We start from the raw sequence: 25,543 nt of genomic DNA on the forward strand, positions 1-25,543 counted from the left end.
CTTCAAGGAGTTATTTTGTTCGCCATCATTCAAGCCGCAGGCTGGCCAATTTATTTTTTATTGATTGCCTCAGTTATTGCGCTGACACTAATCATAGAACGCAGTCTTTCTTTGCGCCGTAACCGCATCTTGCCACCCACTCTGGTTGACGAAGTCATCCGTGTTTATCAGGCTGGCAAAGTCAAGCCAGAAGTCATAGAGCAACTGGCAGGCAATTCGCCACTGGGTAAAGTATTGGCTGCTGGTTTGCGCAATGTGAATGCGCCGCGTGAAGTCATGAAAGAATCCATAGAAGAAGCTGGTAGCGCAGTGGCGCATGAACTTGAACGTTTCCTGACTACCCTGGGTACGATTGCGTCCCTGGCACCTTTGATGGGTTTGTTTGGTACTGTTGTCGGTATGATAGAAATTTTCGGTTCGCAAAATGCGACCGGTGCCAACCCGGCACAACTGGCGCATGGTATTTCTGTGGCCTTGTATAACACGGGCTTTGGTTTGATGATCGCCATGCCTGCGATGGTGTTCTGGCGTCATTTCCGCGCTCTGGTGGATAGCATCGTTGTCGATATGGAGCAGCAAGCTATCAAGTTTGTTGATGTCGTCCACAGCGCCAGGAAGTAGTCATGAATTTTCGTAAAGGAAGGGGCAGGGAAGAGCCAGAGATCAACCTGATCCCGTTTATCGACGTCTTGCTGGTGATCCTGATTTTCCTGATGGTGACGACGACATATAGCCGTTTCACCGAATTGCAAATTACCTTGCCAACTGCAGATGCAGAAAAAGCCCAGGACAAGCCGAATCAGATAGATATCGGTATCGATGCCCAGGGTCGCTACAAGATCAACAGTCAAGCGGTGTCTTTCCTTGATACCCTGACACTGGCAGAAGACCTGAAAAAAGCGGCAGCCGCGCTGGAAGCTGGCAAGACTGGTGCGCAGCCGGATCCTGTGATCATCATCAACGCTGACCGTGCGACCAGTCACCAATCCGTGATTGATGTGCTGGAAGCGGCGCGTATTGCTGGTATGGCCAAAGTCACATTTGCTGCGCAGGCTACTGCAAAGTGACAGCCTGGAATGTGAACTGAGTACTGTTACAGTGACAGACAAAAAGCGGGGAGTGTGTAACTCCCCGTTTCCTTTTTTTAGAACGAAAAGAGAGCGACAAGAGAGTGACATGCGGGCAGTATTAGAAAAAATCTTGTTAAATGCCTGGCAAAAGCGTGGGTTGCTGGCTTGCCTGCTGTGGCCAGTGTCCAAACTATTCCAGCTTATCATCACTTTCCGTTTCGGATTGTTTGTGATGGGCTATAAAGCGCAGACACAAATGCCTGTGCCAGTTGTAGTCGTTGGTAATATCTTTATAGGCGGCACTGGCAAGACACCGCTGGTGATCTGGCTGGTGCAGCAATTACAGCATGCAGGCTGGCATCCTGCTGTCATTTCCCGCGGTTATGGCGTGCAGGCTGATAGTGTGATCCTGCTCGACGCCGCATCGCTGCCGCAGCAGGTGGGTGATGAGCCTGTGTTGATTGCAGCCAGGGCGCAATGCCCGGTAGCTGTCGGGCGTGACCGGGTGGCAGTGGCCCGCTGTGTGCTTGCGGCTAACCCGGAAGTGGATGTCATCATTGCTGATGATGGTTTGCAGCATTACGCTTTGGGACGTGATGTGGAACTGGTGCTGTTTGATCAGCGCGGCGCTGGTAATGGCTGGCTGTTGCCAGCGGGGCCTTTGCGTGAGCCTGTAGGAAGAAGGCGTGACTTTACTATCTGCAATCTGGCGGGGCAAGAAGTGGCATTCCCAGCTTCGCTGCCTGCGGATACTGTGCGCATGCATTTGCAGGCAGGCCAGGCATATCGCCTGAATGACGATAGGCAGCAGCGTTCATTGCTTGAATTCCAGGGGCAAAGTTTGCTGGCAGCGGCTGGCATAGGCAATCCACAACGGTTTTTCACTATGTTGGCAACACAAGGTTTGCAATGTCAGACCCTGGCTTTTCCTGATCACCATGCCTTTGATGTGCAGAGTTTTAAGGGGGTAGATGTCGATTGCATTCTGATTACCGAAAAGGATGCAGTAAAATGTAGGCAAATCCCGGCTTTACTGGACGATGCCCGCATCTGGGTGGTGCCAGTCGAAGCTCAACTCGATGCAGCTTTTGCCGCATCCCTGATACAAATGATTTCGGAGAAAAAGCATGGACGCACGTCTGCTTGATGTGTTGGTTTGCCCTTTGTGCAAAGGACAATTGGTCTACCAAAAAGCCAGTCAGGAATTGATTTGCTATGGCGATAAACTGGCTTACCAGATACGCGATGATATCCCCATCATGTGGGCAGATCAGGCTCGCGCGCTGAGCAATGAAGAAATCGACGCCAGACCTAAGGCTTAGCGTTTTATGAGTTTTATCGCCATTATCCCGGCCCGGCTGGCTTCCAGCCGTTTACCGAATAAACCCCTGGCAGATATAGGCGGCAAGCCCATGGTGGTGCGCACGGCGGAACAGGCCTTATTGTCTGGTGCCAGTGCCATCATGGTAGCCACTGACCATACCGACATCGTCGCAGCCTGTAAGGCCCACGGAGTGCCAGTATGTATGACGAGGGCCGATCACCCATCCGGTACCGACCGCATTGCCGAAGTCGCCGCCAGCATGAACCTGACTGACGATGCCGTTGTCGTCAATGTGCAAGGTGACGAGCCGCTGATAGATCCAACCCTGATCGCTGCGACAGCGGCACTGGTGAATGCAGATGTGCCTATGGCGACCGCTGCTCATCCTATCCATGCTGTAGAAGACGGTTTTAATCCGAATGTCGTCAAGGTGGTATTGGACAAACATGGCCGCGCCCTGTATTTTTCACGCGCCACCATACCTTGGCACAGGGATGGATTTACCGTCAGCCGCGAACAGTTTCCGCCCGCTTATGCGCCTTTGCGTCATATCGGTTTGTATGCCTACCGCAACGATTTCTTAAAAAAATATCCGCAACTCGCTGTTTCTCCATTGGAACAAATTGAGGCTCTGGAGCAATTAAGGGTTTTGTGGCACGGCTATGCAATCGCAGTTCATGTTACTGGCTCCAGCCCTGCGCCAGGAGTTGATACGGCAGAAGATCTGGAACGTGTCCGGCAGTTTTTTATGGATAAGAAATAAAAAAACGGGCAAATCCCCAAGTTTTCGTGGCAAAGCATCAAGATATGCGAAAATTGTGGTAAGTTTCGTGAAAAGAAACTGTGTTATCAAGCTAAATAAGAAAAGCAAAAAAAGAGCCGTGCCTGCCATGAAACCACTGGCTGTCATGTTTTGATAATACAGGCACAAAAAATTCAAACTCGTCTTAGGAAATTTAACATGCGTCTTATTTTGTTGGGAGCGCCGGGAGCCGGCAAAGGTACACAAGCCAATTACATCAAAGAAAAATACAATATCCCGCAAATCTCTACTGGTGATATGTTGCGTGCTGCAATTGCCGCTGGCACAGCTTTGGGTCTGGAAGCAAAAAAAGTCATGGACACCGGTGGTTTGGTATCTGATGACATCATCATCGGTCTGGTCAAAGACCGGCTGACACAGCCAGATTGTGCCAATGGTTATTTGTTCGACGGTTTCCCACGTACAACGCCACAAGCAGATGCGATGAAGGATGCTGGCGTCACAATAGACTATGTACTGGAAATCAATGTGCCGGATGAAGCGATTGTCGATCGTATGAGTGGTCGCCGCGTCCATCCTGGTTCTGGCCGTACTTATCATGTCAAATTCAATCCGCCAAAAGTCGAAGGCAAGGATGATGTGACTGGCGAAGAGCTGGTACAACGCCCTGACGACAAGGAAGAAACCGTCAAGAAGCGTTTGTCTGTGTATCACGAACAGACTGAAATCCTGTTGACTTATTATGGTGACTGGGCCAAGTCTGGCAAACCAGGGGCACCTAAATATCGCAAGATCGCTGGTGTCGGACCGGTAGAGTCCATCCGCGATAGCGCATTTGCGGCGCTGTCTGAATAAGTAAGTAAAAAGCGGACTGCATTGTCCGCTTTTTTTTATGGCTAGCCCCAGCCAGATTTCTCCAGAAATGTGGGCTACGTAAAAGTTTCGCAGTGTGCAGGATTCATTTTTGTCATTTGATGCAAGGCGGTCTGGCATCAGAGTCTGGAAAATGAAGAATTGTCGTTGTTTCACTTTGTCGTTAAAAAAATGCATGTGCCCACAAGGCCGACATGCCTATAACATTGGAGGAGTCAACATGACAGCAAGTCTTTGGTTTGTCATCGCATGTGGCGTCATCGCCGTACTATATGGTTTGATTTCGCGTAGCTGGATCTTAAGACAGGATGCCGGTAACGCGCGTATGCAGGAAATTGCCACCGCCATTCAGCAAGGCGCTGCCGCTTATCTGGCGCGACAGTACCGCACCATCGCCATCGTTGGCGCGGTGCTGTTCATCGTCGTAGCTATAATCCCTGGCCTGGGTTTGATCACTGCCATCGGTTTTCTGATCGGTGCAGTTCTCTCGGGTGCCTGCGGTTTCATCGGCATGAATGTGTCAGTCAGAGCAAATGTCAGAACTGCGCAAGCTGCAACCAAGGGCATGAATGAAGCGCTGGACGTGGCTTTCCGTGGCGGTGCCATCACAGGTATGCTGGTGGTCGGACTTGGTTTGCTGGGCGTAACTATCTTCTATTGGGTATTGGTATGCAATGCTGCTGGAGGTACGCTGACACAGCATGACGTGATCAAGCCCCTCATCGGCCTGGCCTTTGGCGCTTCGCTGATTTCCATCTTCGCCCGTCTTGGTGGTGGCATCTTTACCAAGGGCGCTGACGTTGGTGCCGATCTGGTTGGCAAGGTGGAAGCCGGTATTCCTGAAGATGATCCGCGTAACCCCGCCGTGATTGCCGACAATGTTGGTGACAATGTCGGTGACTGCGCCGGTATGGCTGCGGATTTGTTTGAAACCTATGTAGTGACCCTGATTGCTACCATGTTGCTGGGGGCGCTGGTGATTACCAGTGATGTCACTGCCGCGATTGTCTATCCCCTATTGCTGGGAGCTGTTTCCATCCTGGCTTCCATCGTCGGCTGTTCCATGGTGAAAGCCAAGCCGGGCAAGAAAATCATGTCAGCCCTGTACACAGGTTTGTGGTGGGCAGCCGGCTTGTCGCTGGTCGGTTTTGCCATCGTCACTTGGCAAGTCTGGCCTGATGAAGCCATGCGCATGAAGATGATGGGCTCATCACTGGTGGGTATCGTCCTCACCGGCCTGATGGTGTATATCACTGAATATTACACAGGCACAGACTTCAAGCCGGTACAGCACGTGGCCCAGGCATCGACCACAGGTCACGGTACCAATATCATTGCCGGTTTGGGCGTGTCGATGAAGTCGACTGCCTGGCCAGTGCTTGCGGTGTGTGCATCCATCCTCGTTTCTTATCAACTCGCCGGTTTGTACGGCATCGCGATTGCTGCAACTTCCATGTTGTCGATGGCGGGCATCATTGTGGCGCTCGATGCCTATGGCCCTATCACTGACAATGCTGGTGGGATTGCTGAAATGTCAGAAATGCCTGCTTCAGTGCGTGCGATTACTGATCCACTGGATGCAGTCGGTAATACAACCAAGGCTGTGACCAAGGGCTATGCGATAGGCTCTGCCGGTCTGGCTGCGCTGGTGTTGTTTGCTGATTACACCCATGCGCTGGATTCTGTCGGCAAGAGCACTTCGTTTGATTTGTCGAATCCACAAGTTATCGTCGGCCTGTTTATCGGTGGCCTGATTCCTTACTTGTTTGGTGCCATGGCTATGGAGGCCGTGGGTCGTGCTGCCGGTGCCGTGGTGGTGGAAGTACGTCGCCAGTTCAAGGAAATCAAGGGCATCATGGATGGCACAGGCAAGCCTGAGTATGACAAGGCTGTTGACATGCTGACGACATCTGCCATCAAGGAAATGATCATTCCGTCGCTGTTGCCTGTCATCGTGCCTATTCTGGTGGGCATGTTGCTGGGGCCAGCTGCGTTGGGTGGCTTGTTGATGGGCACTATCGTGACTGGTTTGTTTGTCGCTATCTCCATGACTACCGGTGGTGGTGCCTGGGACAATGCCAAGAAATATATAGAAGATGGTCATTTCGGTGGCAAGGGGTCAGAAGCGCACAAAGCTGCCGTGACCGGGGATACTGTTGGTGATCCTTACAAGGATACGGCTGGCCCAGCTATTAATCCCCTGATTAAGATCATCAATATTGTCGCCTTGCTGCTGGTGCCTATCTTGCCTGCGGTTGGCACGAATGAAGCAGCCAAGCATGTCACGCCAACGATGCCGGTAGTGCAATCGGCAACACCAGCGGCATCTGCATCAGCGTCAGTACCGGTGTTGGTACCTGCACCGGCGTCCGCTTCAGTATCTGCTCCTGTGGTAGTGCCTGGGTTACCGGGAATGCAAGAAGCCACACCTGCCAGCAAGTAATAGCTTTTGCAGGGTTTGGTCTCTGGTTTGAAAAGTGGTGGCAATTATTGCTGCCACTTTTTTTACTTTTGGCTTTGTACAATTGTTCGCTACAATAGGGTTATGTGACGTTAACGTAAACGTAACCGACATTGAGCGGTGATTCGCTAACTGCATTTAGTGTTGACGACCGATTCATCTTTAAACTTGGAGAGACAAACATGCAAATTCAAAATCATGTATTTATTATTACTGGTGGTGCTTCCGGCCTGGGTGCGGCGACTGCAAGAATGATCGTTGCCAACGGCGGCAAGGTGGTGCTGGCCGATGTACAGGTAGACGCCGGTGAGGCACTGGCGGCTGAGTTGGGTGGCAAGTTTGTCAAATGCGATGTGACTTCCGAGGCCGATGGCAAGGCTGTCGTTGAAGCCGCTGCTACTCTGGGTACGTTGCGTGGTCTGGTGAATTGCGCCGGTGTTGCACCGGCGATCAAGACGGTAGGCAAGGACGGCCCGCATCCATTGGACGTATTCCAGCGCGTGGTCAACATCAACCTGATTGGCACTTTCAATATGTGCCGTCTGGCAGCAGATGCGATGGGCAAGACCGAAGCTGCTGAACATGGTGAGCGCGGTGTCATCATCAACACAGCATCTGTTGCTGCCTATGACGGCCAGATTGGCCAGGCTGCCTATGCTTCTTCCAAAGCAGCGGTAGTTGGTTTGACCCTGCCTATGGCACGTGATTTGTCACGTAGCGGCATTCGCGTCATGACGATTGCTCCAGGCATCTTTGAAACCCCGATGTTGCTGGGCATGCCGCAAGAAGTACAGGATGCTTTGGGCAAAATGGTTCCGTTTCCTCCGCGTCTCGGTAAACCGGGTGAGTATGCGAATCTGGCCAAGGCGATTATTGAAAATGTGATGTTGAATGGTGAAACCATCCGTTTAGATGGAGCCATACGCATGCAACCCAAGTGAAACGTTGATAAAGCTACTGCGCGACGCAATTTTGAGCCTGCGATGCTCACCGTACTAAAGTACGGTTGCGCTTCTTAACTCAAACTTGCGTCGCTCGCTACGCTTTCTCAACGCTTCATGCGACAGTCGTGTGTAGAGAAGACAAAGCTACTACGATTCAGTATGTTTAAGTATGGCTGTTGTATTTGTCGAGTCTGGACTTTTCACTGTGCCGTGCAGCATGACAAATTGCTAGGGGGCTACTACACTAGGGCAAATCTGGATTTGCCCTTTTTTTATGCCTACACAAACGAGTAATAACGCTGGAACAGGATTGATCTTGACGGGTGGTGGGGCGCGTGCGGCCTATCAGGTTGGGGTGCTTCACGAAATCTCGGCTATCCTTGTTGAGTCTGGCTGGCATCCTGCCAGCAATCCTTTTGGTATTATCTGCGGTACTTCGGCGGGGGCCATCAATGCCACTTCGCTGGCCTGTGGGGCTGATCATTTTGCTGACGCAGTCGGGCGCATGCTGCACATATGGGAAAACTTTGAGGCGGCGCAAGTGTACCGGGCAGATTCGCTCGGTGTCATGCGTACCGGGGCGCGCTGGCTGACACTGTGGTCATTTGGCTGGCTGTTGAACAAGTGGCGCAAAGCACCGCCGAATTCACTACTCGATAACTCCCCGCTCGAAGCGCTGTTGACCCGTATGCTGGACTTGGGTAGCCTGGATGCTGCATTCAGCAATGGCAGCCTGCATGCACTGGCGGTCACTGCATCTTCCTACACTGCTGGTCAGCATCTGACCTTTTACCAGACTCTGGCTGATGTCGAGCCCTGGGTCAGGAGTCAGCGCCTGGCGCAGCGCGATTTTATCGGTGTCCAGCATTTGCTGGCGTCCTCTGCCATTCCCTTTATCTTCCCCGCCGTGCCGCTGAACTGGGGCGGGCGTATGGAATATTGCGGCGATGGGTCCATGCGGCAGCTTGCGCCCATATCACCGGCCATCCACTTGGGGGCGCAAAAGGTATTGATTGTTGGTGCGGGTCGTCTGACTGAGCCGCCGAGTATTAATACTGAAACTGCACGTTATCCCAGCCTGGCGCAAATTGCCGGCCATGCCTTGTCCAGTATCTTCCTCGATAGTCTTGCAGTGGATATTGAGAGACTGATGCGCATCAACAAGACCCTGTCCATGTTGCCACCAGAACTGCTGGAAAAAACTCCTTTGCGGCCAGTGGATTTGTTGGTCATCGCGCCTTCTGAAAGGCTGGATGAAATCGCCAGCCGTCATACAAATAGTCTGCCTCTGCCTGTACGTACAATGCTGGGTGGTATTGGAGCTACCGAAGCACGCGGTTCAGCACTGGCCTCCTATCTTTTGTTTGAATCCACCTATACCAAGGAGTTGATTGCTCTCGGGCGGCGCGATACCCGTGCCAGAATGGACGATGTCTTGCGTTTCTTCGGTGTTGATTGCTCAATACGAACTGCCTGATTGCCAGGCAATAGCGGCTGCAGGAGTCCTTGCCTGAAACGTGAAACGAGCATGTGTATATACATTGTAACATCTGCAACAATGGTTGATTCATCATCGACAAACCGTTAATCTATGCCGTGTTTTAGCGTGGGCTGATAGACAAAATAATGATAAATCCAACATTTTTCAAGAAATGGCTGGTATTCCTGGCGCTTGCTTTTCTGGCTGTAAGCAGTTTTGCTAAAGACACTAAAGGTCTGGGCCAGATTGCTGTTGCCGAATTGCCTAAAGAAGCACAAACCACCTTGAAGTTGATTAAGCAAGGCGGGCCATTTCCTTATGAAAAGGATGGTGTGGTGTTCGGCAATTATGAGTCCAGGTTGCCAAAGAAAAAGCGCGGTTACTATCATGAATACACCGTAAAAACACCGCGCGCCCGTAATCGGGGCATGCGCCGCATCATTGCCGGAGCAGACCCGCAGACATCGGGTGAATACTATTACACCGAAGACCATTACGAGAGTTTTCGCAGAATTAAAGAGTAAATATGATCTCAGCAATTGAGGGAGAAATGGAATTGTTGGCAACGGTAGCGCCTAACGTGGTGCAATCCATCCGTGCTTTCCGTGTGCCGGATCTGCAAGCAGAAGCGTCCCGGCTGGGTCAGCATTTTTTGTATGCCTATTGCCTGGAAGCGGCCACCAAACAGCAAGTGCTGGGCAAAATTGCCTTGTCTTTCGGTTTTCCCAGGCCTATGTGCCGTAATCTGGATGCATTGTCAGATTGCCTGACTGATATGATTTATAAAGCAGGCCCGCAGCCTGGCTTTCTTATTGTGATTGAGCAATTGCCAAATACGCAAAAATTTGACAAGGAAGCGCGCGAAAATTTGCTGGACGTTTTTAGGGATGCCGCAGATTTCTGGGCAGAGAGAAAAGTCGCTTTTCGTGTGTTTTACTCTTTCGAATAGTATTTTAATAGCCTGTATAATACGTGCCGGTAAGTAATTACCGGCATTTTTATTTGGGGCTAGACCCCTGTCAGCGGTACAATGCCGCCATGAAAAAGATTGTTATCCTCATTTCTGGTCGTGGCAGCAATATGCAAGCCATCGTTGAAGCTGCTGCAAAGCAGCAATGGCCTGCGCAAATCGCGGCTGTCATCAGTAACCGGGCCGATGCAGGCGGCCTGGAATATGCCGCCAGTCGTGGTATTCCAACGGCCATCGTAGTCAGCAAGCAATTTGTCACGCGTGAGGCATTTGATGCTGCCTTGCAGGCAAAGATTGATGAATTTACCCCTGATCTGGTCGTTTTAGCTGGTTTCATGCGCATACTGACAGCAGGTTTTGTCGAACACTATGCGGGCAGGATGCTGAATATTCATCCATCCCTGTTACCCAGCTTTGTCGGTTTGGCAACGCATCAGCAGGCAATTGATGCGGGCGTCAAAGTCCATGGCGTGACAGTGCATTTTGTCACTGCAGAGCTGGATCATGGCCCCATCGTCGCGCAGGCAGTTGTGCCAGTATTGGATGATGATACCGAAGACACTTTGTCTCACCGCGTACTTGAGCAAGAGCATCAGATTTATCCACGTGCCGTATTGCAATTCGTCGAAGGCAAATTGCGTATAGATGGCAACCGTGTCCATATCAGTAATTAATAGAGTTATTTAGTCAGCATTAGCGAACTCGCTTGGGCGGTTTTGTGTCAGTACTACATAGTAAAACAGAGTAACAAGGCCCGTCCGGGCCACATCAGCATATTAGAAGGAAGCAGCATGAGATTACCTCCAGCCATACTCGTCAATACCGAAGAAGTATTACGTGAGATTTTGCGTTTTACCGGCCCGGCAGATGGCACTTTGTCGCGTTATTTTCGTGATCACCCACGTCTGGGTTCACGTGAACGTGGTGTAGTTGCGGAGGCTGTCTATGGCTTGCTGCGCAATAAATCGGTGTATACCAATTTTTCTGAGTCCGGCATAGGTTCGCCTATGCGCCGCCTGAGTTTGTTGGGTCTGGCGGATGCTGTTGGCGTGGATTCTCTCGGCGGTTTGACAGAAGATGAAACCGCCTGGCTGCAACGCGTCATGGAAATTGACCGCACCCACTTGCCTTTGATGATGAAGGCCAATCTGCCAGAATGGTTGTGGACCAAGTTGGTGGAACGTTTTGGTGAAGACGATGCACTGGCGCTGGCCATGTCACTGAACACGCCGGCACCACTGGATTTGCGCGTCAACACCATCAAAGGTGATCGCGATACGGTCATCACGACACTGGCGCAGGCACCGATTATTGCCGAGCCTACGCCATATTCAAGCACTGGTTTGCGCGTACGCAAAAAACCATCCATCCAGAATCTGCCTTTGTTCAAGGATGGCACGATAGAAGTGCAGGATGAGGGCAGCCAGTTGCTGGCGCAACTGGTGGGTGCCAAGCGCGGTGAAATGGTAGCGGATTTCTGCGCCGGTGCAGGTGGCAAGACTTTGGCACTGGGTGCGTTGATGCGCAACACTGGCCGTTTGTACGCTTTTGATATTTCTGAAAAACGCCTGGCAAAACTCAAGCCGCGCATGGCGCGCAGTGGTTTGTCGAATGTGCATCCGGTTGTTATTGCGCATGAAAAAGATGCCAAGATCAAACGCCTGGCGGGCAAGCTTGACCGCGTGCTGGTGGATGCACCTTGTAGCGGCCTGGGCACCTTGCGCCGTAATCCTGATGTCAAATGGCGCCAGACACCGGCTGGCGTGGCAGAGTTAAACGTCAAGCAGGCATCCATCCTGGCCAGTGCCGCACGTATGGTGAAGCCAGGTGGCCGTCTGGTGTATGCGACCTGCAGTATTCTCGATGAAGAAAATGAAGGCATAGTCCAGGCATTCCTGGCTGAACATGCAGACTACATACTGTTGCCTGCTTCACAGGTGTTGGCTGAGCAAAAAGTGGATCTGGAAATGGGTGACTATCTGAAGCTTTATCCACATCTGCATCAGACTGATGGTTTCTTTGCAGCGATATTGGAACGCAAAAAAGCACCAGCCAAAGTTGTTCCAGAAGAAGTTGCTGCAGAAGCAGAAGAAGATTAATTCAGGCGCTGATCCAAGCTGAATACGTTCTTCCATTTCATTATCCTCGAGTACGCACTATAAGTACCCCCTATGAGTACGCCCTTACTTGCCAGTTTATTGTCTGACTTATCGAAGGATTTAGGCCAGCCGGATTTTTACTGGCAAATAGGGGCTGTTGCCTTGTGTTTCAGCCTGGCATGGGTCTTGTCGCGTGCGCTCAGGCGCAGTGTCAGCACCAGTGATACTGATTCCGGTGTCGTCAGGCTGGGTGTGGAAAGTTTTACCCGCGTGCTCTCGCCCGCGCTGTCCCTGATTTTTATTCTGATTGCAAAAATGATTTTAGGTAAATGGCAGCATACGCATTTGCTGTCCTTGCTATTTCCGATTATCGGTTCACTGGCGTTAATCCGCTTTGGTTTTTATGTCGTTCGCCAGACCTTCGCCCGCGACGGCTCCATAGGTAGTTTCCTCGCTGTATTTGAAAAACTGTTCGCCGGTCTGGTGTGGATGGGTGTGGTCTTGCATTTCACAGGTCTGGGGCAAGAATTGCTTACTGCGCTGGATGAGGTTGTTTTGCCGATAGGTAAAAACAAAGTATCCATACTGACCATACTCCAGGCCGTGGCTTCTGTTGTCATCACTCTGGTGGTGGCTATGTGGGCCAGTGCGGCACTGGAAAGCCGCCTGATGCTTTTGCCAAATGCACATACTTCTTTGAAAGTGGTATTGTCTCGTGTCGGCAGGGCTGTGCTGATTTTGCTGGCTATCCTTATCAGCCTGACCCTGGTAGGCCTGGACTTGACTGTGTTGTCTGTGTTTGGTGGTGCTCTTGGTGTAGGCCTGGGTTTTGGTCTGCAAAAAATCACCAGCAGCTATGTGTCGGGTTTTATCATCCTGCTGGATCGCAGCATGTCCATAGGTGACATGATTACGGTCGATAAATTCAGTGGACGGGTAACGCAAATCAATACCCGCTACACGGTTTTGCAGGGACAGGACGGTGGCGAAGCGGTCATCCCGAATGAAATGCTGGTGTCCACCCCTGTGCAGAATTACTCACTGAGCGACCGAACTGTCGCAATGTGGACAGATTTGACTGTGGGCTATGAAGCTGATTTGAGTATGATATTGCCTCTGCTGGGAGAAGCTGCAGCTACGGTAGATCGCGTTTGTGCAGACCCGGCACCCGCAGCTTACTTGATGAAATTTGGAACTGATGGATTTGATCTGCGGGTAGGCTTCTGGATTGCCGACCCGGAAAACGGGCGCTCCAGTGTGATGTCTGCCGTTAATCTTGCTCTGTGGCAGGTTTTGCAGGAGCAACAGGTGAATTTACCCTATGCGCACAGGGTTGTGACCTTAATTAACAGTCCAGTCAAAGAAACTTGAAGCCAGGCAATAATTTTAGTTTTAAAATTGGTGGAAACATTCTAAAACGGCGTACAATGCCGTCCCATGTCTATACTGATTATAGTTGATATCGGTTTTGCGAAATCAACCGAGATGTCGTCAATAACAATGGAGTACATGTCATTTTGAGCACTTTTATCGATACCGTAGTTGATTTTCTGTCCAATGGCCTGACCCGCGCCACTGGCTGGCAGGTCTTCATCTTCACTATGGTCGTGACACATATCACGATTGCCAGTGTGACCATCTTCCTGCATCGCTGTCAGGCACATCGCGCCCTGGAGTTGCATGCAATCCCCAGTCATTTTTTCCGTTTCTGGCTGTGGCTGACGACAGGCCAGGTGACTAAGGAATGGGCGGCGATACATCGCAAACACCATGCTAAATGTGAAACTGAAGAAGATCCGCATAGCCCGGTGACACGCGGTATCAAAAAAGTCTTGTTCGAAGGCGCCGAGCTGTACCGTGCAGAATGCAAAAACATGGAAACCATGGAAAAATATGGCCATGGTACCCCTGACGACTGGATGGAGCGCAATGTCTATACCCGCTTTAGCTGGCAGGGCGTGGCGCTGATGCTGATAATCGACCTGATGTTGTTCGGCGTGATTGGCGCTACCGTCTGGGCAGTGCAAATGGCGTGGATACCTATTACTGCTGCTGGCATTATCAATGGCATAGGTCACTACTGGGGTTATCGCAATTATGACTGTACCGATGCTTCACGCAATATTTTGCCGATTGGTATCTTGATTGGTGGCGAAGAGCTGCATAACAACCACCATACCTTCGGTACTTCGGCCAAGCTTTCCTCCAAATGGTATGAGTTTGATATAGGCTGGCTGTACATACGCAGTATGGAAATTGTCGGTTTGGCCAAGGTCAAGAAAGTGGCACCAGAACCCAAATTCAAGGAAATCAAGGCTGCCGTCGATCTGGAAACCCTGCAGGCTGTCATCACCAATCGTTATGACGTTATGGCCAAATATGCCAAGTCCCTGCGCCGCACATGGCGCGACGAGGTTGCCAATCTGCGTGAAAAAGCCATGTTTGAAGCACACATGCTGAAGACCACCAAGAAGCTGTTGCAACGTGAGCCGAACAAGCTGGAAGCGCCGCAACAGCAGCAGTTATCAGAAGTCCTGGCCCATAGCCGCGCCCTGAAGACCATGCATGACATGCGTGTGGAACTGGGCCTGATCTGGGAGCGTTCTACCGTCAGCCGTGAACAACTGGTTCAGCAATTGCAGGACTGGTGTGTGCGCGCTGAAGCATCAGGCATCCAAACTCTGCGAGAGTTTTCGCTCAGGCTGCGTACTTACGCTTAAAGCTTATTCGCTTCCTCAAAAACGGCGCTGATGCGCCGTTTTTTTTTGCGGCGCATAGTTTTCGATTGCGCTTTGTAGCCATAGTCACCTGGTGCGTCAAGTGGGTGCCGGATCCTACGCAGTTTGACGTATGCTTTACTGCGCGAACTTGATCAGGCTAAATGTGTGCAATTGATTCGCATACCAGGGTATAGAATTCAAGGGCTTGCATGAGAGGTCAGTGGAAACAAAAAAACCCTGCAAGGCAGGGTTTTTTATTTCTACAAAACTTAAATCTGAATTACTTGATTTTGGTTTCTTTGTAGATGACGTGCTTACGTGCTTTAGGATCGAACTTCATGATCTCCATTTTTTCAGGCATAGTGCGCTTGTTTTTGGAGGTTGTATAGAAGTGACCTGTACCAGCAGTCGATTCCAGCTTGATTTTGTCGCGACCAGATTTAGCCATGATATTTTCCTAACAATAGTTTAGCTTAAACTTTTTCGCCGCGAGCACGCATGTCAGTCAAAACGGCATCGATGCCAATTTTGTCGATGACGCGCAGACCAGCATTGGACAAGCGCAGAGAAACCCAACGGTTTTCTGATTCTACGAAAAAGCGACGATTTTGCAGATTAGGCAAAAAGCGGCGTTTTGTTTTGTTGTTAGCGTGGGAAACGTTGTTGCCAACCATTGGCCCCTTCCCAGTCACTTGGCAGACACGTGCCATGTTTAACTCCTTAGACGATTCCGAAATTGGAAAAACGCAAGTATAAACAAAATCTCATGAAATATCAACGACTTGCGAAAAACAAGTGTGTCTTTTATAAAAAATTAATTTAACAATTCAATTTTAATGCTTTCTACAGCGGTAAACACTGGTAAATACCGCTGGTTCAAACAAAGCCAGGTCTGCACAATGAATGTGGACTGTGCTGAAAAAATGTCATGATGGAGATGAAAAATACTCAAATCAGTCCATGCTCGGCGAAGGAATACACATTCGGATTGGCGACAATAAAATGGTCCAGCACGCGCACATCGACCAATGCCAGAGCCTGCTTAAGAGTCTGTGTGAGACTGATATCAGCCTGACTAGGCTCGCATGAGCCAGACGGGTGGTTGTGGGCCAGGACGATGGCAGCAGCATTTTGATGCAAGGCAGACTTGACGACCTCACGAGGGTAAACGCTGGCGTGATTCAGAGTGCCACGGAACAATTCCTCTGACTTGATCAGGCGGTTCTTGATATCCAGGTACAAAATAGCAAAAGATTCATGCGGTTTATTTCCTATCATCAGTTGCAGGTAGTTTTTGACAGCCTGAGGTGAGGACAATGAAGCGTTTTCCTGTAATTCTTCTGAAATCGCCCGTTTGGCCAGCTCCAGCACTGCGTGTAATTGTGCATATTTGGCTGATCCTAAGCCATGCAAGGAAGAAAAATCCTTAAGGCTGGCAGCAAACAGGCCAGAAAGAGAGCCAAAGCGACTGATCATGTCGCGTCCCAGATCGACGGCGCTTTTACCTGTGACACCAGTGCGTAAGAAGACTGCCAGCAATTCTGCATCCGAGAGCGCACTTGCCCCGTATTTAATTAGTCGCTCTCGCGGGCGCTGGTCTTCCGGCCATTCGTTGATTGCCATCTAAGTTTTCTCCATAGAATGCTGTCCTTGCCTCTTAATAAGTTAAAGCTGGCTTACAATATCAAATTCTCAGCCTTCTTCTCTCTGCATCATATTATGTCTGCCAATGCTATCCCAACTGTGACACCAAACGCTTACCTGACCCTGCATTATCGCCTTGCAACACTGGATGGTGAAGATATACTCAGTACCTTTAAAGAGCGCCCTGCAACTTTGCAACTGGGTACCGGGCAACTGGCTCCCGAACTGGAGGCTTCTTTGCTAGGCTTGGAAGAGGGTTCGCATACCACTCAGGAACTGATACCTGAAAAAGCCTTTGGTCCGCGCAACCCCGATTTGATACAAAGAGTGTCGCTGGCTACACTAAAAGAAAACTCAGCTTTTGGCGAGCAATATGTGATTGGCGACCTGGTCGAATTTGCTGCCCCTGCTGGTGGCAAGTTTGCCGGCATCTTGCGTGCACTGGATGAGGAGGCAGCCTTGTTTGATTTTAATCATCCTTTGGCCGGACAAACCGTGCTGTTTGAAACAAAAATTATCGGAATTCTTTAATCAGAGCTTATGGACAAAGAAATCTTACTAGCCCAACCGCGCGGATTTTGCGCCGGTGTTGACCGTGCCATTGAAATAGTCGAGCGCGCCCTGCAACAGTTTGGCGCACCGATTTATGTCAGACATGAAATTGTGCACAATGCCTATGTCGTCAATGACTTGAAAACCAAGGGGGCGATCTTTATTGAAGAACTGGAAGATGTCCCGCCTGGCAATACCTTGATATTTTCTGCACATGGCGTTTCACAAGGCGTACGTCAGGATGCCGAAGCACGCGGCCTGACAATTTTTGATGCGACCTGTCCGCTAGTCACCAAGGTACATATCGAGGTGGCGAAGATGCGCAAGGAAGGGCGGGAAATCATTATGATAGGCCACCATGGTCATCCTGAGGTAGAGGGCACGATGGGGCAGGCAGAAGAGGGCATGTACCTCGTTGAAACAGTCGCTGATGTCGCCAGCCTGCAAGTGAAAAACGCTGACATGCTGGCCTATGTATCGCAGACGACATTGTCGGTTGACGACACTGCAGAAATTATAGATGCTTTAAAAGCGCGCTTTCCTTCAATTAGTGAACCAAAAAAGGGAGATATTTGTTACGCTACCACCAATCGTCAGGAGGCCGTGAAGTTCATGGCGCCACAAGTGGATCTGGTCTTGGTGGTTGGTAGTCCGAATAGTTCGAATTCCAATCGCTTGCGCGAAGTGGCAGAAAAAAAAGGTGTGACCGCCTATATGGTCGACAATGCCAGTCAGATCAAACCTGAATGGTTGGAAAACAGTCTGCGTATCGGCGTTACCGCCGGTGCCTCCGCGCCGGAAGTGCTGGTGCAGGAGGTCATCAGCTGTTTGCGTCAACTGGGCGCGCGCAGTATCAGGGTGCTGGACGGTGTGGAGGAGGCAGTGACTTTTCCCATGCCCAAGGGGCTTGCTGCAGCGAAGATTTGACGTTTGTTGCTCTCTTAAGTAAGTGAATTTGATTAAAAATTTGTTTTGGCTGTTGTTTTCGATATTTTATTTTGCAAATACGTGTTTAAGATTGCGGCACAATCAAGTTCGGTATTTGCCGGATTTGGCAAAACGTGTATTCTGGTATTCGGCACTTGTGGAAAGTACGTAGCTTGCGGTGGCTTTTTTACCACTGGAAGAAGAGACAAACTATGTATAATCCCGCCGACTTTACTGGGATAACCTTTAAGTCAAAATATATTACAAAAACTTTTACCAAAAGTTGCTGAGGAGAGTTCTACTATGTGTATCAATTACGCCATTACTGCTTCTACTTTGATGACGCGCCTGTTTGGCTAGCGCGCGTTCGAATTCCGGCGGCACCCAGTCTGGGTGCCGCTTTCCTTATCAGGAATGATTTTTGCTGGAACATGCCTGTTGTTACCTGGTACTACCTGGTGGCAAGATGGCAAACAGTCCATCTCCTGGTTTTTTCAGAAATTCGTTTCGTTCTTAAAGTGAGAAGCAAAATATGGATACCTTTATCCAACAAATAATTAATGGTCTGGTGCTGGGCAGCATGTATGCGCTGGTCGCACTTGGTTACACCATGGTCTATGGTGTACTCAATCTGATTAACTTTGCGCATGGCGACGTACTGATGGTTGGTGCGATGGCGGGCCTGAGTATCATCAAAGTATTGCAAGTCGTAGCGCCTGATTTGCCAGGCATCATCAAACTCATCATTGCAATTATGGGGGCCATCCCGGTCTGTATTGCAGTGAACCTATTGATAGAACGCGTCGCTTACCGACGATTACGGAATGCACCGCGTCTGGCTCCCCTGATTACGGCGATTGGTGTGTCCATTCTGGTACAGACTTTTGCCATGATGATCTGGGGCCGTAGTCCTATCTCTTTCCCTTCCGTGATGTCCTTCGTCCCTGTGCAAATCGGTGGAGCCGTGATTTCCCAAACCCAGATTGTTTTGCTGGTACTGGCGACGCTGGCGATGGTTGGCCTGGTCTTGCTGGTGGAAAAAACCAAGATGGGTCGTGCTATGCGTGCTACCGCTGAAAATCCACGTGTCGCCGGTTTGATGGGGGTGGATTCCAACAAGGTGATTGTCGCTACCTTTGCGATTGGCGCTGCACTGGCTGCCATCGCTGGTGTGATGTGGGCAGCCAACTATTCATCTGCACAGTTTGCCATGGGCTTCGTACCTGGCCTGAAAGCATTCTCGGCGGCGGTGCTGGGTGGTATCGGTAATATTTATGGCGCGATGGTAGGTGGTATCGTGCTGGGTCTGATTGAAAGTCTGGGTGCCGGTTATATCGGTGACCTGACTGGTGGTGTGTTAGGTAGTCACTACCAGGATATCTTTGCTTTCGTCGTTTTGATTATCGTACTGACCTTGCGTCCATCCGGCATCATGGGTGAGCGTGTTGCTGACCGTGCGTAAGGAGAAAATCAATGTCAACCATATTTGATGTAAAAGCTAATCCGACTAAAGCCTATGCCAGTTTTGCTGTGCTGGGTGTAGTCATGGTCTTGTTCCCGTTCGTGGCGGCAAACTTTGGTAATTCCTGGGTCAGGATTATCGACTTCGCGCTCTTGTATATCATGCTGGCGCTTGGTTTGAATATTGTAGTCGGTTTCGCCGGTCTGCTGGATCTGGGGTATATCGCTTTCTATGCAGTTGGTGCTTATCTGGCAGCGATTTTTGGCTCGCAACAGTTTGCGGTGATTCTGGAATCCTTTGTCAATAATTACCCGGTTATTGGTGAATTCCTGGTTGCTGTTTGCGGCCCTGAAATTACTAAGAACGGCATTCACTTGTCCGTTTGGGTGATCGTGCCACTTGCCGCAGCGGTGGCAGGGTTGTTTGGCGCCTTGCTGGGTGCACCAACATTGAAACTGCGTGGTGATTATCTGGCGATCGTGACCCTGGGTTTTGGTGAAATTATCCGTATTTTCATGAACAACATGAATGCGCCGATCAATTTTACAAATGGTCCTCAAGGGATCAACATGATTGACCATATCCGCATCTTTGGTGTATCGCTGGGTGGTGAAGAAGGGTCGAATGCGACCGTGCATTTCCTCGGCATGAGCATGCCTTCGGTAAACGCCTATTACTTCCTGTTCCTGTTCCTGTGTATCGCGATTGTGATCGTCTCCCTGCGCTTGCAGGATTCCCGTCTGGGCCGTGCCTGGGTGGCAATACGTGAAGATGAAATTGCAGCAAAGGCCATGGGCATCAATACCCGTAACGTCAAACTGCTTGCGTTCTCCATGGGTGCTTCTTTTGGTGGTGTTTCCGGAGCCATGTTTGCCAGCTTCCAGGGCTTTGTTTCTCCAGAATCTTTCTCCCTGATGGAGTCGATCGTTATTCTGGCGATGGTGGTTCTGGGGGGGATTGGCCATATTCCTGGCGTTATTCTTGGTGCCGTATTGCTGGCTGCATTGCCGGAAGTATTGCGTCATGTGGTTGAACCAGTGCAAAACCTGGTTTTTGGTAAAGTCTGGATTGAAGCTGAAGTTTTGCGTCAGTTGTTGTACGGCTTCGCCATGGTTGCCATCATGCTTAATCGCCCTGCTGGCTTGTGGCCCGCACCGAAGCATGAAGATCGTATGGCCAAGAATAACGAAGCGGCAGCTTAAGGAAGATCAAGATGACTGAACAGACTATCTTAAAAATCGAAGGTGCGAATAAGCGTTTTGGTGGCTTGCAGGCGCTGTCAAATGTCGGTATCAATATCAAGAAAGGCCAGATTTATGGCCTGATAGGCCCGAACGGCGCAGGTAAAACAACTTTTTTCAATGTCATTACTGGTTTGTACCAGCCTGATACGGGTACTTTTGAACTCGATGGCAAGCCATACTCGCCATCAGCACCGCATGAAGTGGCCAAAGCTGGGATAGCCAGGACTTTCCAGAACATCCGTTTATTTGGTGAAATGACTGCACTGGAAAATGTCATGGTCGGCCGCCATATCCGTACTCATCAAGGCGTGTTTGGTGCGGTCTTCCGTCATCCGGCTGCTCGGAAAGAAGAAGCGGATATCCGCAAGCGTGCACAAGAACTGCTGGATTTCGTCGGCATAGGCCAGTTTGCCAGCCGCACGTCCAAGTTCCTGTCCTACGGTGATCAACGCCGCCTGGAAATTGCCCGCGCACTGGCAACTGATCCAAAATTGCTGGCACTTGATGAGCCTGCTGCCGGTATGAACGCGACCGAGAAACTTGCCTTGCGTGAGTTGCTGGTCAAGATCAAGGCTGAAGGCAAGACAATTTTGCTCATTGAGCATGACGTCAAGTTGATGATGGGCTTATGTGACAGGATGACTGTTCTGGACTATGGCAAACCAATTGCAGAAGGCTTGCCTGCAGACATACAAAAAAATCCGGCAGTTATCGAAGCGTATTTGGGAGGTGGTCACTAATGGCTGAGAACGTATTAAAGATAAGCAATCTGAAAGTTGCTTACGGCGGCATCAAGGCCGTTAAGGGTATAGACCTGGAAGTCAACAAGGGTGAACTGATCACCCTGATTGGTGCCAATGGTGCTGGCAAGACGACGACACTCAAAGCCATCACTGGCACGCTGCCAGCTTGCAAAGTGGAAGGCGAGATCGTTTATCTTGGGGCTTCCATCAGTAATGTCAATTCCTTTGAGATGGTGAAAAACCATCTGGCTATGGTGCCCGAAGGTCGTGGTGTTTTTACCCGCATGACGATTTTGGAAAACCTGATGATGGGTGCCTATATCCGCAATGATAAAGCAGGTATCAATGCCGATATTGAAAAATGGTTTACGGTTTTCCCTCGACTGAAAGAACGTGCTTCTCAATTGGCCGGTACATTGTCTGGTGGTGAGCAACAGATGCTGGCCATGGCACGCGCACTGATGAGTCATCCCAATCTGCTGTTGCTGGATGAACCATCCATGGGCTTGTCTCCTATCATGGTAGAAAAGATTTTTGAAGTAGTGCGTAATGTTTCAGCCCAGGGCATCACCGTCCTGCTGGTTGAGCAAAACGCCAAACTGGCTTTGCAAGCAGCTCATCGTGGCTATGTCATGGATTCTGGTGCCATCACCATGAGCGGCAATGCGAAAGACATGTTGAATGATCCTAAAGTCCAGGCTGCTTACCTGGGCGAAGGCTAATCTGATTTACGAAGTAAGGTAAGCCCTTTGCACGGCATCCGTGTGCCAGGGCATTTCAAATACCTGCAAGTAATTGCAGGTATTTTTTTGTCTACTGTACTAGGAAGGCGCACGTTGCGATGAGGATGACGCTGGTCAGCACATCAATTAGGAACAAGGCCCCGGTTTTTTAAACAGGGGCCTTGTTTATTTGACTTTGATGTAAGCATGAAAGGCGCTATTGAAGCACCAGCGGCTACTTACTTCTTGGCGATTTTTGGTGTGGCAGCTTTGGTCGCAGTTGAAACGGCATTGTTCAGATTGGCTTCCAGTGCCTCTACAGCTTGCTTGGTGGATTTGCTGATGTGATCATAGCTGGCATTCGCATTGTCTATCGATGTTTTGAAGAAAGACACAAATTGCTCGGAACCAGCGGGGGCATTTTTGGACACTTCATCGATCAAAGACAAAATCTTGCGATTGGTTTCGGCAATTTGCGCTTCTGCTGCATGAGTAAACTCAGCTTGTGTACTAGAGGCAATATTGGACAAGTGACGGCTGTAAGCCAATACCTTCTCAGCAGTAGGCTGTGCCTGTGCTGCAGACAAGTTGAAAAATTCTTGCGGATCTTTAGCTGCCAGCAATTGCTTGGTCGCGGCAGAGCTTTCTTCCAGTGAAGACTTGGCGGCATTCAAATTCAATTCGATGAATTTTTCGACGCCTTCAAATGCCTTGCCTGTCAAGCTTGTGAACAAGGCGAGTTGTGCATCGAAATTGGCTTTGGTTGCGGCGGAAAGTTGTTCAGGTGCAGTAAACATGGAAATCTCCTAGAAAGGAAAGTGAAATACAAGAAACCTGGCGAATGCTAAGTGAGAAGTTGCAGCGCTAAACTTAATTAATGAACCATGAATTTGTGCGGTGCAATAAGTCATATTCTATTAGATCGTCAAGTGATGTCAAGACAAACTTGTGCGTCGCAATATAATAATTTTGCGTTTCAAAAATAATTGTTACAAATACGCAAACAGGAAAATAGAAATGAATAAAAACACTTTTCCTTGGGCAATTATGTATGGCAATTATGACCAGAAAATGAAGTGAGCCGTCTATGTTAGACTTTCATGTTGAGGTTTGCTCTTGGGCAGTTCATTTTCTTAATAAAGCATAGGGCTAGTAAAAGATGGCAATAGCGGCAAAGCAAAGAAAAGACTTTAAGCATTTTCATGCAATTACCACACGCTGGATGGATAACGATGCTTACGGGCATGTCAATAATGTTGTGTATTACAGTTGGTTTGACACCGTTGTGAATCAGTTCCTGATTATCAATGGCGTGCTGGATATAGAAAATAGCCCTGTCATTGGCCTGGTGATTGAAACACAGTGTAATTACCTCGCATCGGTTGCATTCCCCGATGTGATCGAAGCGGGGGTCAGTGTCAGCAAGCTGGGTAATTCCAGCGTGCGCTATGAAGTTGGAATCTTTAAAAATGGAGAAGACAAGGCAGCCGCGCAAGGTCATTTCGTTCACGTCTATGTGGATAGAGAGAATCGTCGCCCGACAGCCATTCCTGTGGCCATGCGCCAGTTATTGCAAACCATAGAGGTTTAAGCACATGACGACATCGACAACTCAACAGATGGTGGATGATGCCATCACTTCTCGCCGCTCTATCCGTGCATTTTTGCCAAAGCTGGTTGCCCGTGAAGATATCCAGAAAATACTCGAAGTAGCGGCTCGCTCCCCATCGGGCAGTAACACCCAGCCATGGAAAGTTTACGTGCTGACCGGAGCGAAGTTGCATGCGCTGTCACATGCCATCCTGGCAGCCCATAATAGCGAGGGGCAGGGTGGGTATGAGCAAGAATATAACTATTATCCTGTCAAATGGGTGACACCTTATCTTGAACGCCGTCGGAAGGTGGGCTGGGACTTGTATGCCTTACTGGGTTTGGGACGTGAAAACAAGGCTGGCATGCATGCCCAGCATGGCCGCAATTACGCTTTCTTTAATGCACCAGTTGGTCTGATATTCACCATAGACAGGGTAATGGAACAAGGCTCCTGGCTGGACTATGGCATGTTTTTACAAAGCATTATGGTGGCTGCACGTGGTCGCGGTCTCGATACTTGCCCACAAGCAGCGTTTACCCAGTTTCACAAAATCATCGCAGATCACTTGCAACTTCCAGCAAACGAAATGCTGGTTTGCGGCATGTCGCTTGGGTACGCTGATCACAGCAAAGTTGAAAATACTCTCGTTACAGAGCGTGCTGCTCTGGCAGACTTCGTCAATTTTTTGGATGAGTAAATAATTTACTTGCTATGTGCAGGCGTGAGATGCGTAAATTTGGTCGATAATTTAACAAATATTTGCAAATTTATTTAAGGCGCTGAATGAATAAGCATCCGTAACTCCTTATTTTCCTTGCGGAATTTCCGAATTTTGCTACACTGCACTATCTTTTTGGCATATTTAATCTGGAGTCCTTAATGGTGAAATTTGCCCGACATGCAGTGGTTTTTTCATTCATCGCGCTCTTGCCCATGGCTAGTGTGTTGGCTGCCAATCACGCAAATAAGCATAGCCCGAAAAAGCAAACTGTCCATGGTAAGTCGCATGTGGCATCCCCCAAGAAAATTGTCATCAAAACGGCATCTGGCAAGCTGGCCAAGCGTACTGTCTTGGTAAATGGCAAACGTAAAGTGATTGCCGAGCGTGTGGCTCAGGTCCGCGAAGTGCCGGACAGGCCCAGCATCGGTGACACTGTAGGTCTGAAGAATACACAAGACCCGCTCGAGTTGAAGTCAAATGTTGCCTACGTGGTCGATCAGGACAGCTCCAAAGTCTTGTTTGAAAAAAATTCCGACGTTTCTCTGCCGATTGCTTCGATTACCAAACTGATGACCAGCCTGGTTGTCGTCGAGGCTCATCAAGATATGGACGAGCAGATTGAAGTCACCAATGATGATATCGACAAGGAAAAAAATACCAGTTCACGCTTGAAAATAGGAGCGAAGCTATCGCGCTCGGACATGTTGCACATCGCGCTGATGAGCTCGGAAAACCGCGCCGCTTCGGCATTGGGCCGCAATTATCCTGGTGGCTTGCCTGCATTTGTCGCCGCCATGAACACCAAGGCCAAGCAATTAGGAATGTCAGATACTTATTATGTTGATTCCAGTGGCCTTTCCAGCCAAAACCGCGCCAGTGCGCGTGATTTGGTTAAGCTGGTCAACGCCGCCTATCAGCATCCGGTGATAAGGCAGTATTCGACTGACTCCAAATACATTGTTGCGCCTGGGGGCAAGCCATTGGAGTACGGCACGTCAAACAAACTGGTCATTAATCCAGCCTGGGAAATTGGCTTGCAAAAGACAGGTTATATCGCGGAAGCGGGCAGGTGCCTGGTCATGCAAGCCATGATTGAAGGCCGCAATATTGTCATGGTCTTCCTTGACTCCAAAGGCAAGTATTCACGTCTGGCCGATGCTGATCGCATGAAAAAATGGCTGGAGACGATCAAACCGAGAGTCTGATCAGAAGCAGGTAGCAGCCAATCAA

Annotated in this window: 28 protein-coding genes; 24 read left to right on the top strand and 4 right to left on the bottom strand. The window is 49.7% G+C overall.

The window, feature by feature from the left end:
- Window positions 1-15: 15 nt before the first annotated feature.
- The 15 genes from H8L47_RS25800 (at window position 16) to H8L47_RS25870 (ending at window position 14,704) form a co-directional block, all read left to right on the top strand.
- Window positions 16-621, top strand: coding sequence for a MotA/TolQ/ExbB proton channel family protein (locus H8L47_RS25800; RefSeq protein ID WP_186956615.1), 606 nt, complete (start codon window positions 16-18; stop codon window positions 619-621).
- A 2-nt stretch (window positions 622-623) separates the two neighbouring features.
- Window positions 624-1,067, top strand: coding sequence for an ExbD/TolR family protein (locus H8L47_RS25805; RefSeq protein ID WP_186956617.1), 444 nt, complete (start codon window positions 624-626; stop codon window positions 1,065-1,067).
- 109 nt (window positions 1,068-1,176) lie between these two features.
- The gene (lpxK, locus tag H8L47_RS25810) at window positions 1,177-2,217 is read left to right on the top strand and encodes a tetraacyldisaccharide 4'-kinase (RefSeq protein WP_186956619.1); all 1,041 of its coding nucleotides are present in this window, start codon (window positions 1,177-1,179) and stop codon (window positions 2,215-2,217) included.
- Complete coding sequence (locus tag H8L47_RS25815) at window positions 2,198-2,392, top strand: Trm112 family protein (RefSeq protein ID WP_186956620.1); 195 nt, start codon at window positions 2,198-2,200, stop codon at window positions 2,390-2,392. Before lpxK ends, H8L47_RS25815 begins: the two co-directional genes overlap by 20 nt.
- A 6-nt stretch (window positions 2,393-2,398) precedes the next feature.
- Window positions 2,399-3,157, top strand: coding sequence for a 3-deoxy-manno-octulosonate cytidylyltransferase (gene kdsB / locus H8L47_RS25820; protein WP_186956622.1), 759 nt, complete (start codon window positions 2,399-2,401; stop codon window positions 3,155-3,157).
- Between the two features lie 198 nt (window positions 3,158-3,355).
- Window positions 3,356-4,012: an adenylate kinase gene (adk, locus tag H8L47_RS25825; protein ID WP_186956624.1), complete on the top strand. Its 657-nt coding sequence runs from the start codon at window positions 3,356-3,358 to the stop codon at window positions 4,010-4,012.
- Between the two features lie 238 nt (window positions 4,013-4,250).
- Complete coding sequence (locus H8L47_RS25830; protein ID WP_186956626.1) at window positions 4,251-6,473, top strand: sodium-translocating pyrophosphatase; 2,223 nt, start codon at window positions 4,251-4,253, stop codon at window positions 6,471-6,473.
- A 200-nt stretch (window positions 6,474-6,673) separates the two neighbouring features.
- Window positions 6,674-7,432 carry a 3-hydroxyacyl-CoA dehydrogenase gene (locus H8L47_RS25835; RefSeq protein WP_186956628.1) on the top strand — a complete coding sequence of 253 codons (759 nt, stop codon included), beginning with the start codon at window positions 6,674-6,676 and terminating at the stop codon, window positions 7,430-7,432.
- Between the two features lie 277 nt (window positions 7,433-7,709).
- Window positions 7,710-8,912: a patatin-like phospholipase family protein gene (locus H8L47_RS25840; protein WP_186956630.1), complete on the top strand. Its 1,203-nt coding sequence runs from the start codon at window positions 7,710-7,712 to the stop codon at window positions 8,910-8,912.
- A gap of 152 nt (window positions 8,913-9,064) precedes the next feature.
- Window positions 9,065-9,439 carry a ribonuclease domain-containing protein gene (locus H8L47_RS25845; RefSeq protein WP_408057749.1) on the top strand — a complete coding sequence of 125 codons (375 nt, stop codon included), beginning with the start codon at window positions 9,065-9,067 and terminating at the stop codon, window positions 9,437-9,439.
- 26 nt (window positions 9,440-9,465) lie between these two features.
- Window positions 9,466-9,864 carry a barstar family protein gene (locus H8L47_RS25850; RefSeq protein ID WP_186956673.1) on the top strand — a complete coding sequence of 133 codons (399 nt, stop codon included), beginning with the start codon at window positions 9,466-9,468 and terminating at the stop codon, window positions 9,862-9,864.
- A gap of 89 nt (window positions 9,865-9,953) precedes the next feature.
- Entirely contained in the window at window positions 9,954-10,559 is a 606-nt protein-coding gene (gene purN / locus H8L47_RS25855; RefSeq protein ID WP_186956634.1) for a phosphoribosylglycinamide formyltransferase, read from the top strand.
- A 117-nt stretch (window positions 10,560-10,676) separates the two neighbouring features.
- Window positions 10,677-11,984 carry an RsmB/NOP family class I SAM-dependent RNA methyltransferase gene (locus H8L47_RS25860; RefSeq protein ID WP_186956640.1) on the top strand — a complete coding sequence of 436 codons (1,308 nt, stop codon included), beginning with the start codon at window positions 10,677-10,679 and terminating at the stop codon, window positions 11,982-11,984.
- 72 nt (window positions 11,985-12,056) lie between these two features.
- Window positions 12,057-13,355: a mechanosensitive ion channel family protein gene (locus tag H8L47_RS25865; protein ID WP_186956642.1), complete on the top strand. Its 1,299-nt coding sequence runs from the start codon at window positions 12,057-12,059 to the stop codon at window positions 13,353-13,355.
- Window positions 13,356-13,501: 146 nt separating this feature from the next.
- Window positions 13,502-14,704 carry a DesA family fatty acid desaturase gene (locus H8L47_RS25870; protein WP_186956644.1) on the top strand — a complete coding sequence of 401 codons (1,203 nt, stop codon included), beginning with the start codon at window positions 13,502-13,504 and terminating at the stop codon, window positions 14,702-14,704.
- Between the two features lie 280 nt (window positions 14,705-14,984).
- On the opposite strand, the gene rpmG is transcribed toward H8L47_RS25870, so the two are convergent.
- The 3 genes from rpmG to radC all read right to left on the bottom strand — a co-directional run bounded on the left by rpmG (window position 14,985) and on the right by radC (window position 16,327).
- On the bottom strand, window positions 14,985-15,152 hold the full coding sequence (gene rpmG, locus H8L47_RS25875; protein ID WP_110257750.1) for a 50S ribosomal protein L33: 168 nt from the start codon (window positions 15,150-15,152) through the stop codon (window positions 14,985-14,987).
- Between the two features lie 25 nt (window positions 15,153-15,177).
- Entirely contained in the window at window positions 15,178-15,414 is a 237-nt protein-coding gene (gene rpmB, locus H8L47_RS25880; protein WP_110257749.1) for a 50S ribosomal protein L28, read from the bottom strand.
- Window positions 15,415-15,652: 238 nt separating this feature from the next.
- Window positions 15,653-16,327, bottom strand: coding sequence for a RadC family protein (gene radC / locus H8L47_RS25885; protein WP_186956646.1), 675 nt, complete (start codon window positions 16,325-16,327; stop codon window positions 15,653-15,655).
- Between the two features lie 96 nt (window positions 16,328-16,423).
- Here radC and H8L47_RS25890 point away from each other — a divergent pair, with 96 nt between their 5' ends.
- The 6 genes from H8L47_RS25890 to H8L47_RS25915 all read left to right on the top strand — a co-directional run bounded on the left by H8L47_RS25890 (window position 16,424) and on the right by H8L47_RS25915 (window position 21,998).
- Window positions 16,424-16,879, top strand: a complete 456-nt coding sequence (locus tag H8L47_RS25890; RefSeq protein ID WP_186956648.1) for an FKBP-type peptidyl-prolyl cis-trans isomerase — start codon at window positions 16,424-16,426, stop codon at window positions 16,877-16,879.
- Between the two features lie 9 nt (window positions 16,880-16,888).
- The gene (gene ispH, locus H8L47_RS25895; protein ID WP_186956649.1) at window positions 16,889-17,827 is read left to right on the top strand and encodes a 4-hydroxy-3-methylbut-2-enyl diphosphate reductase; all 939 of its coding nucleotides are present in this window, start codon (window positions 16,889-16,891) and stop codon (window positions 17,825-17,827) included.
- Between the two features lie 532 nt (window positions 17,828-18,359).
- Complete coding sequence (locus H8L47_RS25900; RefSeq protein WP_186956651.1) at window positions 18,360-19,289, top strand: branched-chain amino acid ABC transporter permease; 930 nt, start codon at window positions 18,360-18,362, stop codon at window positions 19,287-19,289.
- Between the two features lie 11 nt (window positions 19,290-19,300).
- Window positions 19,301-20,491 carry an ABC transporter permease subunit gene (locus tag H8L47_RS25905; RefSeq protein WP_186956653.1) on the top strand — a complete coding sequence of 397 codons (1,191 nt, stop codon included), beginning with the start codon at window positions 19,301-19,303 and terminating at the stop codon, window positions 20,489-20,491.
- A gap of 11 nt (window positions 20,492-20,502) precedes the next feature.
- Window positions 20,503-21,273: an ABC transporter ATP-binding protein gene (locus H8L47_RS25910; protein WP_186956654.1), complete on the top strand. Its 771-nt coding sequence runs from the start codon at window positions 20,503-20,505 to the stop codon at window positions 21,271-21,273.
- Window positions 21,273-21,998 (top strand): ABC transporter ATP-binding protein, encoded by a 726-nt coding sequence (locus H8L47_RS25915; protein ID WP_186956656.1) that lies wholly within the window; start codon window positions 21,273-21,275, stop codon window positions 21,996-21,998. Before H8L47_RS25910 ends, H8L47_RS25915 begins: the two co-directional genes overlap by 1 nt.
- Before the next feature lie 239 nt (window positions 21,999-22,237).
- On the opposite strand, the gene H8L47_RS25920 is transcribed toward H8L47_RS25915, so the two are convergent.
- Window positions 22,238-22,795, bottom strand: coding sequence for a phasin family protein (locus H8L47_RS25920; protein ID WP_186956658.1), 558 nt, complete (start codon window positions 22,793-22,795; stop codon window positions 22,238-22,240).
- A 362-nt stretch (window positions 22,796-23,157) separates the two neighbouring features.
- Here H8L47_RS25920 and H8L47_RS25925 point away from each other — a divergent pair, with 362 nt between their 5' ends.
- From H8L47_RS25925 to pbpG, 3 genes are all read left to right on the top strand, one after another.
- The gene (locus tag H8L47_RS25925) at window positions 23,158-23,589 is read left to right on the top strand and encodes an acyl-CoA thioesterase (RefSeq protein ID WP_186956659.1); all 432 of its coding nucleotides are present in this window, start codon (window positions 23,158-23,160) and stop codon (window positions 23,587-23,589) included.
- Between the two features lie 4 nt (window positions 23,590-23,593).
- Entirely contained in the window at window positions 23,594-24,289 is a 696-nt protein-coding gene (locus H8L47_RS25930) for a nitroreductase (protein WP_186956661.1), read from the top strand.
- Between the two features lie 182 nt (window positions 24,290-24,471).
- Complete coding sequence (gene pbpG, locus H8L47_RS25935; RefSeq protein ID WP_186956662.1) at window positions 24,472-25,518, top strand: D-alanyl-D-alanine endopeptidase; 1,047 nt, start codon at window positions 24,472-24,474, stop codon at window positions 25,516-25,518.
- Window positions 25,519-25,543 lie beyond the last annotated feature (25 nt).

The sequence above is a fragment of the Undibacterium umbellatum genome (assembly GCF_014284125.1).
GTDB classification, from domain to species: Bacteria; Pseudomonadota; Gammaproteobacteria; order Burkholderiales; family Burkholderiaceae_D; genus Undibacterium; species Undibacterium umbellatum.

Bases quoted from the DNA above. Each gene is read 5' to 3' on its own strand.
- H8L47_RS25805 (WP_186956617.1), top strand. From the start codon at position 624: ATGAATTTTCGTAAAGGAAGGGGCAGGGAAGAGCCAGAGATCAACCTG.
- lpxK (WP_186956619.1), top strand. From the start codon at position 1,177: ATGCGGGCAGTATTAGAAAAAATCTTGTTAAATGCCTGGCAAAAGCGT.
- H8L47_RS25815 (WP_186956620.1), top strand. From the start codon at position 2,198: ATGGACGCACGTCTGCTTGATGTGTTGGTTTGCCCTTTGTGCAAAGGA.
- kdsB (WP_186956622.1), top strand. From the start codon at position 2,399: ATGAGTTTTATCGCCATTATCCCGGCCCGGCTGGCTTCCAGCCGTTTA.
- adk (WP_186956624.1), top strand. From the start codon at position 3,356: ATGCGTCTTATTTTGTTGGGAGCGCCGGGAGCCGGCAAAGGTACACAA.
- H8L47_RS25830 (WP_186956626.1), top strand. From the start codon at position 4,251: ATGACAGCAAGTCTTTGGTTTGTCATCGCATGTGGCGTCATCGCCGTA.
- H8L47_RS25835 (WP_186956628.1), top strand. From the start codon at position 6,674: ATGCAAATTCAAAATCATGTATTTATTATTACTGGTGGTGCTTCCGGC.
- H8L47_RS25840 (WP_186956630.1), top strand. From the start codon at position 7,710: ATGCCTACACAAACGAGTAATAACGCTGGAACAGGATTGATCTTGACG.
- H8L47_RS25850 (WP_186956673.1), top strand. From the start codon at position 9,466: ATGGAATTGTTGGCAACGGTAGCGCCTAACGTGGTGCAATCCATCCGT.
- purN (WP_186956634.1), top strand. From the start codon at position 9,954: ATGAAAAAGATTGTTATCCTCATTTCTGGTCGTGGCAGCAATATGCAA.
- H8L47_RS25860 (WP_186956640.1), top strand. From the start codon at position 10,677: ATGAGATTACCTCCAGCCATACTCGTCAATACCGAAGAAGTATTACGT.
- H8L47_RS25865 (WP_186956642.1), top strand. From the start codon at position 12,057: ATGAGTACGCCCTTACTTGCCAGTTTATTGTCTGACTTATCGAAGGAT.
- rpmG (WP_110257750.1), bottom strand. From the start codon at position 15,152: ATGGCTAAATCTGGTCGCGACAAAATCAAGCTGGAATCGACTGCTGGT.
- rpmB (WP_110257749.1), bottom strand. From the start codon at position 15,414: ATGGCACGTGTCTGCCAAGTGACTGGGAAGGGGCCAATGGTTGGCAAC.
- radC (WP_186956646.1), bottom strand. From the start codon at position 16,327: ATGGCAATCAACGAATGGCCGGAAGACCAGCGCCCGCGAGAGCGACTA.
- H8L47_RS25890 (WP_186956648.1), top strand. From the start codon at position 16,424: ATGTCTGCCAATGCTATCCCAACTGTGACACCAAACGCTTACCTGACC.
- ispH (WP_186956649.1), top strand. From the start codon at position 16,889: ATGGACAAAGAAATCTTACTAGCCCAACCGCGCGGATTTTGCGCCGGT.
- H8L47_RS25900 (WP_186956651.1), top strand. From the start codon at position 18,360: ATGGATACCTTTATCCAACAAATAATTAATGGTCTGGTGCTGGGCAGC.
- H8L47_RS25905 (WP_186956653.1), top strand. From the start codon at position 19,301: ATGTCAACCATATTTGATGTAAAAGCTAATCCGACTAAAGCCTATGCC.
- H8L47_RS25910 (WP_186956654.1), top strand. From the start codon at position 20,503: ATGACTGAACAGACTATCTTAAAAATCGAAGGTGCGAATAAGCGTTTT.
- H8L47_RS25915 (WP_186956656.1), top strand. From the start codon at position 21,273: ATGGCTGAGAACGTATTAAAGATAAGCAATCTGAAAGTTGCTTACGGC.
- H8L47_RS25920 (WP_186956658.1), bottom strand. From the start codon at position 22,795: ATGTTTACTGCACCTGAACAACTTTCCGCCGCAACCAAAGCCAATTTC.
- H8L47_RS25925 (WP_186956659.1), top strand. From the start codon at position 23,158: ATGGCAATAGCGGCAAAGCAAAGAAAAGACTTTAAGCATTTTCATGCA.
- H8L47_RS25930 (WP_186956661.1), top strand. From the start codon at position 23,594: ATGACGACATCGACAACTCAACAGATGGTGGATGATGCCATCACTTCT.
- pbpG (WP_186956662.1), top strand. From the start codon at position 24,472: ATGGTGAAATTTGCCCGACATGCAGTGGTTTTTTCATTCATCGCGCTC.